The sequence below is a fragment of the Cellulosilyticum sp. ST5 genome (assembly GCF_046529625.1).
Lineage (GTDB): Bacteria > Bacillota > Clostridia > Lachnospirales > Cellulosilyticaceae > Cellulosilyticum > Cellulosilyticum lentocellum.
Window position 1 is genome coordinate 656730 of sequence record NZ_CP132338.1, and the last position, 12855, is coordinate 669584.

A 12855-nucleotide genomic window follows, 5' to 3' on the forward strand; every position below is an offset into this window, starting at 1 on the left:
ACTTCTTGATAAAAAAGATGTCTACAAAATGAGACATCTTTTTTTATTTGCCTTAATAGCATTCTTAATTGAGTTATTTCAAACTATACCTGAGAGGTCGACATAAAGCAAAACCTTGAAACAACTAGAAATGGTAAGTAATGTTAAAAACTAAAATCTATCATAAAAAAAATAAAAATATGGCATAAAAAGATTGATTAATTGTAGGAAGTTATATACAATAAAGATGTGGGACAAAAAGCTAAAATATGGGACAAAAATGTTCCCGAGGAGCATCGACATGCAAAATAAGATTGTAGCAGTAGAAAAACTACTTCCAGAAGCCATAGAGTTATTTAAAGTACGTTATGCTTTACTGCAAACCATTATGCAAAAAGGGCCTATTGGTAGAAGAAGCTTAACGACTCATCTAGCACTTTCAGAACGCATGATTAGAGGAGAAGTAGATAAATTAGCACAAAACGGACTAGTAGCTGTTACAGTGCAAGGCATTATTATTACGAAGCCCGGAGAAGAGGTTTTAAATACTTTATATCTTCCACTCCACTATTTAGAAGCACTTACAAGGCAGGAAGAAGAACTTAAAGAAAAGCTTGGTTTAAAACGTGCCATTATTTTAAAAGGTAACCTAGAGCAAGATGAAGAAACCAAAACAAGTCTTGGCTTTGCTGTTAGCAGTTTATTAGAAGAAATGTTAACTGCACATACGACCATAGCCATTACTGGTGGAACCACCATGGCTAACATGGTACATTATATGCCTAAGAGTCAGCAGCATTATGAGGATTTACATGTCTTGCCTGCTAGAGGAAGTGTAGGTCAAAGAGTAGAGCTTCATGCTAACACCATTGCAGTAGAATTAGCCAATAAATTAGGTGGTATGTATGAGATTTTAACAATCCCTGACAACCTTAGTCATCAATCGATTAGCCTAATAAAAAACGAACCACAAATAGAAAAATTATTGCAAAAACTAGGGAAAACAGATATGATTATATTTGGAATAGGTAATGCCCTAAAAATGGCAAAACATCGTAAAGAACCTCAAGAGGTACTTAATCTATTAGAGCAAAAGACGGCAGTAGCTGAGGCATTTAGACATTATTTTAATGCAGAAGGACAAGTTGTTTATGCTTCAGAGGTGATAGGTGTGGCACCAGATATGGCAAAGAAAATTCCTATTCGTATTGCAGTAGCTGGTGGCAAGAGTAAAGCAGAAGCCATTGTGGCCACAAGGTCACTTCTTCAAGAAGGTTATCTTATTGTAGATGAGGATGCAGCTACAGCAATTTTAAATCACTTAGCCGTTAAAGGTTAAATAATTAACATTTACCATAGCATTCCCAAGGAATAGATGGTAAAATGAAACAGGTATCATATCGTCAGGTCTAGTACATACTATTATCGGCGATTTGAATATAAAATTAAAAAAATGATTATTTCAAGGAGGAACCAATAATGGCAGTAAAAGTAGCGATTAATGGATTTGGACGTATTGGACGTCTTGCTTTCAGACAAATGTTCGGAGCAGAAGGTTATGAAATCGTAGCAATCAACGATTTAACTAACCCAGCAATGTTAGCACACTTATTAAAATATGATTCTTCTCAAGGTAGATACAACGGAACAGTTGAGGCTACAGAAGATTCAATCATTGTAAATGGTAAAGAAATCAAAATCTATGCTAAAGCTGATGCTAAAGAACTTCCATGGGGAGAATTAGACGTAGACGTAGTACTTGAATGTACAGGTTTCTATGTAACAAAAGCTAAATCACAAGCTCACATTGATGCAGGTGCTAAAAAAGTTGTTATCTCAGCTCCAGCTGGTAATGACCTTCCAACAGTTGTATTCGGTGTTAACGAAAATATCTTAACAAAAGAAGATACAATCATTTCTGCAGCTTCTTGTACAACTAACTGTTTAGCTCCAATGGCTAATGCACTTAATAACTTAGCACCAATTAAATCTGGTATTATGTCAACAATCCACGCTTACACAGGTGACCAAATGGTTCTTGACGGTCCACATAGAAAAGGTGATTTCAGAAGAGCTCGTGCAGCTGCTGTAAACATCGTTCCAAACTCAACAGGTGCTGCTAAAGCTATCGGTTTAGTTATCCCATCATTAAACGGAAAATTAATCGGTTCTGCTCAACGTGTACCAGTTCCAACAGGTTCAACAACTATCCTTACAGCAATCGTTGAAGGTAAAGTAACTAAAGAAGAAATCAATGCAGCTATGAAAGCAGCTTCTGATGCATCTTTCGGTTACACAGAAGAAGAATTAGTATCATCTGATATCGTTGGTATCAACTTCGGATCATTATTCGATGCTACACAAACAATGGTAATTAACCTTGACAATGGTACTTCTCAAGTACAAGTTGTTTCTTGGTATGACAATGAAAACTCATACACAAGCCAAATGGTTAGAACAATCAAATACTTCGCTGAACTTGCTTAATTTTTAATAAATTAATAGAGAAGTTATTATAAGATCCTAACAGGGTCCGGTCTTGTAGGTTAGACTTATAGGACCGGGCCTTTTTAGCTACTATTAAATACTAAATAATGGAAAATTCGAAAGGAGATATTCTCATGTTAAACAAAAAAACAGTAGATGATTTAACAAATCTTCAAGGCAAAAAAGTCCTTGTTCGTTGTGATTTCAACGTACCTTTAAAAGAAGGCGTTATCCAAAACTATAACCGTATTGATGGTGCTATCCCAACAATTAAAAAATTATTAGATCAAGGTGCAAAAGTTATCCTTTGCTCACACCTTGGTAAACCAAAAGGAGAAGCTGTTCCAGAGTTATCTTTAGCTCCAGTTGCAGTTGCTCTTTCAGAAAGACTTGGCGTAGAAGTTAAATTCGTAGATGATGCTAAAGTAACAGGTCCAGAAACACAGAAAGTAGCTGCTGACCTTAAAGAGGGTGAAGTATTATTACTTCAAAACACTCGTTACAGAGTAGAAGAAACAAAATACGGTAAAGATGAAAATGCAGCAGAGTATGCTAAAGAACTCGCAGCTCTTTGCGATAATGAAGTATTCGTAAACGATGCATTTGGTACAGCTCACCGTGCACACTGCTCAAACGTTGGTGTAACTAAATTCACTAAAGAAAACGTAGTAGGCTACTTAATGCAAAAAGAAATTAAATTCTTAGGCGAAGCTGTAGAAAATCCAGTTCGTCCATTCGTAGCTATCCTTGGTGGTGCTAAAGTATCTGATAAAATCGCTGTAATTAACAACCTTCTTGATAAAGTAGATACACTTATCATCGGTGGTGGTATGGCTTACACATTCCTTAAAGCTCAAGGTCAAGAAGTTGGTAACTCTCTTCTTGAAGAAGACAAAATGGATTATGCTTTAGAAATGGTTAAAAAAGCTGAAGCTAAAGGTGTTAAACTTTTACTTCCAGTTGACCATGTAGTTGGTAAAACATTTGCTAACGATACAGAAAGAGCTACAGTTGACACAATCGAAGCTGGTTGGTCAGGATTTGATATCGGACCAAAAACAATCGAGTTATACAAAGATGCTTTAGCTGGAGCTAAAACAGTTGTATGGAATGGACCTATGGGTGTATTCGAATTTGAAAACTTTGCAGCTGGTACGCTTGCAGTATGTGGTGCAGTAGCTGATCTTGCAGATGCTACAACAGTAGTTGGTGGAGGAGACTCTGTAAATGCTGTTAAACGTCTTGGTTTTGCTGATAAAATGAGCCACATCTCTACAGGTGGTGGTGCATCACTTGAATTCTTAGAAGGTAAAGAACTTCCAGGTGTAGCTGCAGCTGATAACAAATAAGACTTGGCCTTAGGCTAATGAATAAAGGCTATACTTTAAGAAAAAGCTAAGGCTATTTGTTAAAGTATAGCCATCTCTTACAAAAGCTAAACATAAAACGTTTTAGTGAACGCCAATTCCTAAAAACGTAGACCATAAAAACTAAAGGAGTGTTTTTATATGCGTAAAAAAATCGTTGCTGGTAACTGGAAAATGAACATGACTCCAGCTAAAGCTGTAGAACTTATCAATTCTTTAAAAAATGAAATCAATACAACTGATGTTGACGTAGTAGTATGTCCACCATTTGTATGCCTTCCAGCTGTACTTGATGCAGTTAAAGGAACAAACATTGCTGTAGGTGCACAAAACATGCACTTTGAAGAAAATGGTGCTTATACAGGTGAAATCGCTCCAAGCATGCTTGTAGAGCTTGGTGTAAAATATGTGATTATTGGTCACTCAGAAAGAAGACAATATTTCGCTGAAACAGATGTAACAGTTAATAAAAAAGTATTAAAAGCTATTGAGCATAACTTAGTACCAATCCTTTGTGTTGGTGAAAGTTTAGAAGAAAGAGAACAAGGCATTACAATCGATCTTGTACGTCTTCAAACAAAAGTTGCTCTTAAAGATGTAAAAGCAGAAGATGCTAAAAAAGTAGTGATTGCTTATGAACCAATCTGGGCAATCGGAACAGGTAAAACAGCTACTTCAGCTCAAGCTGAAGAAGTATGTAAAGCTATTAGAGAAGTAGTTGCTGAAGTTTATGGACAAGAAGTTGCTGATGAAGTACGTGTTCAATACGGCGGTAGCGTAAACGCTGGTAATGCAAATGAATTATTCAACATGGGTAACATTGATGGTGGCCTTGTTGGTGGTGCTTCTCTTAAAGCTGAATTTACTTCAATCGTTAACTACTAAAAAGTAATAAGAAGGAGGACAAAAAAATGAGTAAACAAACAACCTTATTACTCATTCTGGATGGATTCGGTATCAATGAAAACATGGAAGCTAATGCAATTGCCGAAGCTAACAAACCAAATATTGATGCCATTATGAAGAAATATCCTACTGTAAAAGGCTATGCTAGTGGTATGGCTGTAGGTCTTCCAGATGGACAAATGGGTAATTCAGAAGTTGGTCACCTGAATATGGGTGCTGGACGTATTGTCTACCAACAACTTACAAGTATTACAAAAGCCATCCAAGATGGGGAATTCTTTAAAAATGAAGCTTTATTAAAAGCAATGAACGTTTGTAAAACAAACGGTAGTGCACTTCACTTATTTGGTTTATTATCAGATGGTGGTGTACACAGCCATATCGAGCACCTTTATGGTCTTCTTGAAATGGCTAAAAAAGAAGGTTTAGAAAAAGTATATGTACACGCTTTCTTAGACGGAAGAGATACACCACCTGCATCAGGTAAAAGCTTCGTTGAAGCATTAGTAGCTAAAATGAAAGAAATTGGTGTAGGACAAATCGCATCTTTATCAGGTCGTTACTATGCAATGGACCGTGATAATAGATGGGACCGTGTAGAAAAGGCATACAATGCAATTGCTTTAGGAAAAGGTGAAGAAGGAACTGATCCTGTACAAGTAATGGCTGATTCTTATGCAAAAGAAGTCAATGACGAATTCGTTATTCCTACAGTCATTACAAAAGATGGCAAAGCAATTGGTGCTATTAAAGCAGAAGATGCAGTAGTATTCTTTAACTTTAGACCAGACCGTGCACGTGAAATGACTCGTGTATTCTGTGACCCAGCATTCAACGGTTTTGAGAGAGAACGTATTGGTAATAGCTTTACAACTTTCACACAATACGATATTACAATGCCAAATACAGAAGTTTGTTTCGTACCAGAAGAACTTACTAATACTTTTGGTGAGTTCCTTGCTAAAAATGGTAAAACACAACTTCGTATTGCAGAAACAGAAAAATATGCACACGTTACTTTCTTTTTCAATGGCGGTGAAGAAGATCCTAACGAAGGAGAAGATAGAATTCTTGTACCATCTCCAAAAGTTGCAACTTATGACTTACAACCAGAAATGAGTGTACCAGAAGTAACAGAGAAACTTGAAGCTGCTATCCGCAGTGGTAAATATGATGTGATTATCTGTAACTTTGCTAACCCAGATATGGTTGGTCATACAGGTAACCTTGAAGCAGCTAAAAAAGCAATTGAAGCTGTGGATACAGCAGTAGGTAAAGTGATTACTGCTATTGAAGAAACAAATGGATATGCTTTCATTTGTGCAGACCATGGGAATGCAGAACAAATGATTGATCCAGAAACAGGTGGCGCATTTACTGCACACACCACTAACCCAGTACCATTCGTCCTTGTTAATTATAAAGAAGGCGTAACACTTAAAGAAGGCGGTAAACTTGCAGATATCGCTCCAACTTTAATTGAAATGATGGGAATGGAAAAACCAGCAGAAATGACTGGTGAATCTTTATTAGTGAAATAAAGTGTTAACTTAGCGTCAGCAAAGCCATGCTATTACACACACAACTGATCAATTGGCTTTGAAGACAACAAGGTTTGGTGAACTTTAGTACAAAAAGCAGCATAGGCATACGATTACACACACAACTTATATAACCTAGCAATCTTTTGTACCAAGGAAACTTAAGACAACAAAGTTTCCAATCAACCATCCAAAAATGATTCATCAAAGAGGTAAAAGGTAGTGGATTAGCTACCCACTACCTTATCAGCGCTGAACTCTTGATGGATTCATACTTGTCAAGTAGTGGCGAAGACGTTTGACACTTATTTGACACAACTTTTTTATAAAAAAGAAGCCTATACTTCATTGCTGGAGTATAGGCTATTTTTTGTTTAATTTAAACTTTTAGGATTATTTGCTTTATTTTTGGAACATTACTGCATGATGTGACGTCCTATATAGTATATAAGCATGTAAAGGAGTAGATAATGATGAAAAGATATTTTAAAGTATTAGGTTTATCTTTATGTATAGGGCTAGCAAATACATGTGTTTTTGCCCAAGAGATTCAATTAGTACCTACTGTAGCACCTGTAGAAAAGAGTGAGGATCTCGTATCTATTCACCAAATCAATATGGATGTAGCAATTACAAGAGCAGAGTTTATTATAGCAATCATTAATACAACAGATACAGAGTTAATTCCTATTATGGATACACATTATGCAATGCCAGCAATGAAAAAAGCAGAGCAGCTAGGCCTTGTAGATTTAAAAGCTTATCCAATAGATACCTGGTCAGAAATAATGCCTAATGAAGAAAAAGTAGAAGTACTGTCAAAGGCAATGCAAAATAGTCATATTGATATGGGAAAAGTATACACGGCTTTAAGTCAAATACTTGTAGAGCATGTAGAGGTTGACGGTAGACTTATAGACTTAAAAGGATTAAAGATAAGTCATAATCAAGGGAAAGTGATGCTACCCATAAGGGCTGTTGCAGAAGCCATGGGGTTTAAAATAACATGGGATGCTGATAGCTATACTTGTACACTTAACAATGGCAGCATTACATCAACAGTACAAGTAGGTTTTGATTCATATAGCTATTCAAGTGTAAAAGCTATTGGTATGTCAGCACCTTTTAGTGTAGGAGCAGCACCACGCCTTATTGAAGGCACTCTATATGTCCCAGTAGATTATTTTTCTATGTTTGCTGATAGTGAAGTAACTAATAGTACAGTAAGTTTTACAAAGAAGTAGTCTTTTTTAGCTATAGAGAAAATTAATTAAAAGAATAATTTTAGATAGGACTAAGTAAAATCTAGTTCTATTTTTGTATGATGATAGAGGTAAAGTATGTATAAAAAGTAACTAAAAATCAAAAAATTGAAATTAAAAAAGTTTATAGAAGAAGCTACTCTTTAGAATGCCAAAATGTTATAATAATAGTGAATAATTTTGTATAATTTTTAAATAAATATAAATTTTATGGTGGGAAATAGGGTGAAATATAAGTATGAAATATATAGTTGGGGGAATTATTTTAACGCTTTTAAATTGGTTTATTATCACTATGGTTATAGATTGGAGATTGATGACACTTCCTATACCGCATTTTAAAAAAGGAAATTATCCTGAAGCCTTTTTGATAAAGAAGGAAAACCGAATGGATATACAGAATGCCTATAACTGTTCAGCATTTTCGACTGCATTTTTATTAAGGCACTTTGGGATTGAAGCTGAAGGCAATGATATCTATAACAAGATGCCAGGTAAAATGAAATCTGGCTATGTCTACCAGAAAGGCATCAGGCAATATTTCAGTGAGCAAGGAATGAAGACATATTATTACAGGGGAAACATAGACCAGCTTAAGAGAGAAATCAGTAAAGGGATACCTGTCATTGTTTTTATAAAAGTTTATGCGGATAAAGAGTACTTACATTATGTTCCAGTGGTTGGATATGATAAAGAACATTTGTATATTGCAGAGTCATTAGGGGAATTGGTGAATTGTACGGATAGTAGTTATTATAATCGTCGTGTATCCATAAATGATTTTAAAAAGCTATGGAAAACAGGAAATATTAAAATGCCATTATACAGTAACACCTATATTACAGTACGTTCAGTATAAATTTTCTATAGCAAATATTAAGAATAAAAGAAGTGTTAAATTTCTAATAGATAATAATTATTATTTGACAAAAGTTAATTTTAGTAATAATATTAAAGTATAAATAGTAGTAAAAAATAAATAAAAAGATTAAATAATATTTAATATAAAAACTTGTATTGAGACATCATAAGTGCTAGTGCATAAATTAAATAAGCGTTGGTAAAAATACGAGAGAATAGTTAATTAAAAGGAGGTTTGTTAAATGAAAGGATATATTGAAATTTTAGATGTATTTGCAAGAGAAGTATTAGACTCTAGAGCTAATCCTACCATTGAAGTTGAGGTTATTGTTGAAGGTGATTATATGGGATCTGCCATTGTACCTTCAGGCGCTTCTACTGGAGAAAGAGAAGCCTTAGAACTTCGTGATAATGATAAAGACAGATATATGGGTAAAGGTGTAACAAAAGCAGTTGATCATGTCAATAACATTATTGCAGAAGCTGTTATTGGTATGAACGCTCTAGATCAAGCAGCTATTGATAAAGTAATGATTGATTTAGACGGTACACCTACTAAATCTAAATTAGGTGCTAATGCTATTTTAGGTGTGTCAATGGCCGTAGCAAAAGCAGCTGCTAATGCACTTAGTATGCCACTATATCAATATCTAGGAGGCATTAATGCCAAAGTATTACCTGTACCTATGATGAATATTTTAAATGGTGGTGAACATGCTGATAATACAGTAGACTTACAAGAGTTTATGATTATGCCAGTAGGAGCACCTTCCTTTAAAGAAGCACTTCGTATGTGTGTAGAAACTTATCATACACTTAAAAAAGTACTCAATAGTAAAGGTCTTGCTACAGGTGTTGGTGATGAAGGCGGTTTTGCACCAGACCTTGCAACAGCTGACGATGTTTTAAATCTAATTGTAGAAGCTATTGAAAAAGCAGGTTATAAACCAGGTGAAGAGATGTTCATCGCCATGGATGCAGCTGCTTCTGAACTTTATAACAAAGATGATAAGAAATATTACTTCAAAGGCGAAAGCAAGATGACAGGCAAAGATGTAGTACGTACGTCAGAACAAATGGTAGACTACTATGAGGCCTTAGTTGATAAATACCCTATTATCTCTATTGAAGATGGTTTAGGAGAAAATGACTGGGAAGGTTGGAAGCTCCTTACTGATAGACTTGGTAAACGTATTCAACTTGTAGGAGATGACCTATTTGTAACAAATACAAGCATCCTTGAAAAAGGTATCGAAGCTGGTGTAGGTAACTCTATTTTAATTAAAGTTAACCAAATTGGTACACTTACAGAAACTTTCAATGCGATTGAAATGGCTAACCGTGCAGGTTATACAGCTGTTGTTTCACACCGTTCAGGTGAATCAGAAGACAACACAGTAGCAGATATAGTAGTAGCTGTTAATGCAGGACAAATCAAAACAGGTGCTCCAGCACGTTCTGACCGTACTGCTAAATACAATCAACTCCTTCGTATTGAAGAAGAACTTGAAGATATCGCAGAATTTAGAGGAAGAAAATCTTTCTTTAACCTTAAATAACTCAATTAACCCTATAGAAAAGAGAGGTCATAAATGTCCTCTCTTTTCTGCTGTAAAAAGGGGTTATTATTTTTTTTGTTTTTATTAGGGATTCGATTACTTGACCACATATATATAAGTGTAAAAACAAATAAATAACTTCCCACGGCATAATTACCACAGCTTCAACCTGAGGAACTGACCGGGTCAGCCAAGTCTCAATCTATTGTTATAGGTACCTCTGGACTTAAGGAAAATGTTCACTTGTGCGCTGCAAGGAAGGCGCCACTTATAAGTTGTTTTCAATGTTTTTATACCTAGCATTACCCAATAAAGTTTTAAACCAGAGTCTTAAGGTCTTAGCTTCCTAGCCTAGGGTGCACCGGCCAAGACTTTTAAGAGCTCCTCACTCATTGGTTTGGCTTTCATTACTAGCCCTAGTAGGCACTAAGCTATAAGCGCATACGTGCTGAGGAGCCATCTTGCGCCTTGATTAAGGTCTATTTAGCTAGTGATGAAAGTAAATTTCAAGAGTCTGGAACCTCAAATAGCTTACCAAGTACAAATAGCACTTGGTAAGCTATTTTTTTTGCTATTCATAACTCCTATAAATTGAAATTTGTCTTGGCGTTTATGAGAAGTACGTCTGAGAGAAAATGATTGGGTATGGGTGCCTTCCGTTGTTCCAGTTCACATTTTTTGAAGCATTAAGTTCACTTATTTAGATGAACGGCAGAACTCACTTCGTTCAAACAGCTGCCTAAAACCCATCTGAAACGTTCACTAAGTGCTTCTAAAAAATGCTCCCAAGTCACTACTCCAGGCACCCATACCCAATCATTTTCATAAACGTTGTTGACCTCATAAACATTCAAGACAGTGAAGCAGCGTGGAAAGAAGGCGTAACGACAGTTAAAAAATACTCGAAGCTGGGGGTAGGCACCCAAGGCAATAATGTATTAAGCTTCCCATAAGTCTGTTTTGCCAAGAAGTAGCTATGTAAGGACGCTAGGGAGCCTTACAAGCATTATTGACCTTATAAACGTTCAAGCCCCTAAGTGAGAAGTGCTGAAAAGAGATAACAACAAGTTTTATTTCCTTTTAAAAACACTTAATGGAGGTGGCTTTACGCGTTATTGCTGGTAGAACTGAGAGAGGGTGGCTGTCCTAGCGGGGTGACTTCGGAGTATTTTCAGTAGGCACTTAGCGAACGTTTTGGATGGTACTTAGCCCACGTGTTTGAGGGAACCGAGTTTGTGGGCGTTCATCCAAAAAAGTGAGTTTAGTGCCTACTGAAAATGCGGAGCGGAACCATGCAGGATAGTCACCCTCTCTCTCAGTTCCGCCCAAATAGCCTAGTAAAATCACCGACAAATTTCAATTTGTGTGTGGCTAGTTAGTTCTCGAAAACCAATTTGGTATTTGAGCATTAACGTAGTGAGTGTTAAAATATTTTATAAAAATAATGTAAAGATTATTGATTAACTGAAAACAATAGGTATAATAAACAAGTGGATATTAATTTAATTAAAAATAAAAAGCATGACAATAACCAAACTCATATCAAGTAGGGAGGAAGAAAATGAGCGAATTAAAAAAAGAAGAAAGAGACACCTTTGATGGTGGTTTTGCCGTTGTAGACCGTGAACGCTTAATTGAAGAAGAAACAAGGGTGGTTACCCCTTGGTATAAGCATTTTATTAATAGTATTATTGCACCTAGCAAAATGATGCAAGAAAATTTATTACATGAACCACCTAAAGGTAATAGTATTGCAGTTGTAGGGTTTATCTTATTTATTATTTTAATCACCTTGATGCAGCATATTAATCCAGAAATAAGGCAAATGGTTTATGATGCTTTACGAAACAAAGATGTGGCTGAAGATATGATTGGTCAGCAGTACATAGTAGACCGAGTTATTAATGCCATCAACTCATTTATTGGTTTGTTTGTAGTAGCTTTCGTACAAGCGCTTGTGCTTCAAATATTAAAAGTAATAGCAAAGGACAGATGTAAATTTGCATCGCTTTATACTGTTATGCTTTTAGGTTTATTTATTAGTTTAGTAGTTCAAACAGCAGATTATTTTGCAGCTAATCTGATAGGTGTTAATTATATGGTCTTTAATCTAGCAAGTTTATTTGATCGAACAACCTTAATGGCCAATAATACACTCATGACGATTTTAAGCTTTTTCTCCTTAGAACGAGTAGTATGCATGATTTATTTAATTATGGGGTATAGTATAGTAACCCATAAAAGTAAGAAAAAAGCGACGATTATAGTGAGTCTATTAGAAGTTATTATTTTGGGATTTGCATTAATATTTTCATAAAAGAGTATGATTGTTGATTTTTCTTTAGATATCTGCTATGATGAGTAAAGATATGTATACCATATGGTTTCAAGGAGGCTTTAAGTCATGGCAATACTGAAAATGATTTTAATCATTGTATTTCTTATTGCAGCGTTTGCAATTACAGTTGTTGTTTTACTTCAAGAAGGTAAGTCTGCAGGACTTGGCTCAATTGGGGGAGCAGCAAATAGCGATTCATACTGGGATAAGAACAAAAAACATACTTTAGAAGGTAAGTTTGAAAGATGGACGAAGATCATGGCAGGTGTATTTGTATTAGCAGCATTTATTCTTATGCTTATGCCTAATAATACAAATGCTTCAAATGCACAAATTGTACAACCTTCTGCGTCAGCATCAGCTGAAGCAACTGATAATGCAGGAGCTTCTACAGCACCTACAACAGAAGCGACAGATAATGCAGATGCAAGTGCATCACCATCAGCTGAACCATCAGCATCACCAGCACAATAAATATCAAACACTTTACATTTTCTGTAGAGTGTTTTTTATTTTGTCAAAAAAGAGATCCCTATTTTGTTAGACTTTAAAATA

General features: G+C 35.6%; 10 protein-coding genes. All 10 read left to right on the top strand.

The genetic code is table 11. From position 1 onward, the window contains the following. The first annotated feature begins 280 nt into the window (after nt 1-280). The 10 genes from QTL86_RS03180 to secG all read left to right on the top strand — a co-directional run bounded on the left by QTL86_RS03180 (nt 281) and on the right by secG (nt 12774). A complete protein-coding gene (locus QTL86_RS03180; protein WP_410496450.1) occupies nt 281-1318 on the top strand; it encodes a sugar-binding transcriptional regulator in 1038 nt (345 codons plus the stop codon). Nucleotides 1319-1458: 140 nt separating this feature from the next. Then, entirely contained in the window at nt 1459-2466 is a 1008-nt protein-coding gene (gene gap / locus QTL86_RS03185) for a type I glyceraldehyde-3-phosphate dehydrogenase (RefSeq protein ID WP_013657815.1), read from the top strand. A gap of 134 nt (nt 2467-2600) precedes the next feature. After that, entirely contained in the window at nt 2601-3815 is a 1215-nt protein-coding gene (locus QTL86_RS03190; RefSeq protein ID WP_013657814.1) for a phosphoglycerate kinase, read from the top strand. Nucleotides 3816-3974: 159 nt separating this feature from the next. Then, the gene (tpiA, locus tag QTL86_RS03195) at nt 3975-4718 is read left to right on the top strand and encodes a triose-phosphate isomerase (RefSeq protein WP_013657813.1); all 744 of its coding nucleotides are present in this window, start codon (nt 3975-3977) and stop codon (nt 4716-4718) included. Nucleotides 4719-4744: 26 nt separating this feature from the next. Further along, nucleotides 4745-6280, top strand: a complete 1536-nt coding sequence (gene gpmI, locus QTL86_RS03200; RefSeq protein ID WP_013657812.1) for a 2,3-bisphosphoglycerate-independent phosphoglycerate mutase — start codon at nt 4745-4747, stop codon at nt 6278-6280. Nucleotides 6281-6753: 473 nt separating this feature from the next. Next, nucleotides 6754-7524, top strand: a complete 771-nt coding sequence (locus tag QTL86_RS03205) for a copper amine oxidase N-terminal domain-containing protein (protein WP_410496451.1) — start codon at nt 6754-6756, stop codon at nt 7522-7524. A 256-nt stretch (nt 7525-7780) separates the two neighbouring features. After that, nucleotides 7781-8401 (top strand): C39 family peptidase, encoded by a 621-nt coding sequence (locus QTL86_RS03210; RefSeq protein WP_410496452.1) that lies wholly within the window; start codon nt 7781-7783, stop codon nt 8399-8401. A 244-nt stretch (nt 8402-8645) separates the two neighbouring features. Next, entirely contained in the window at nt 8646-9962 is a 1317-nt protein-coding gene (gene eno, locus QTL86_RS03215) for a phosphopyruvate hydratase (protein WP_410496453.1), read from the top strand. Between the two features lie 1561 nt (nt 9963-11523). After that, on the top strand, nt 11524-12279 hold the full coding sequence (locus QTL86_RS03220; RefSeq protein WP_410496454.1) for a hypothetical protein: 756 nt from the start codon (nt 11524-11526) through the stop codon (nt 12277-12279). An 87-nt stretch (nt 12280-12366) separates the two neighbouring features. Continuing rightward, nucleotides 12367-12774 (top strand): preprotein translocase subunit SecG, encoded by a 408-nt coding sequence (gene secG, locus QTL86_RS03225; RefSeq protein WP_013657807.1) that lies wholly within the window; start codon nt 12367-12369, stop codon nt 12772-12774. The last annotated feature ends 81 nt before the right edge of the window (nt 12775-12855 follow it).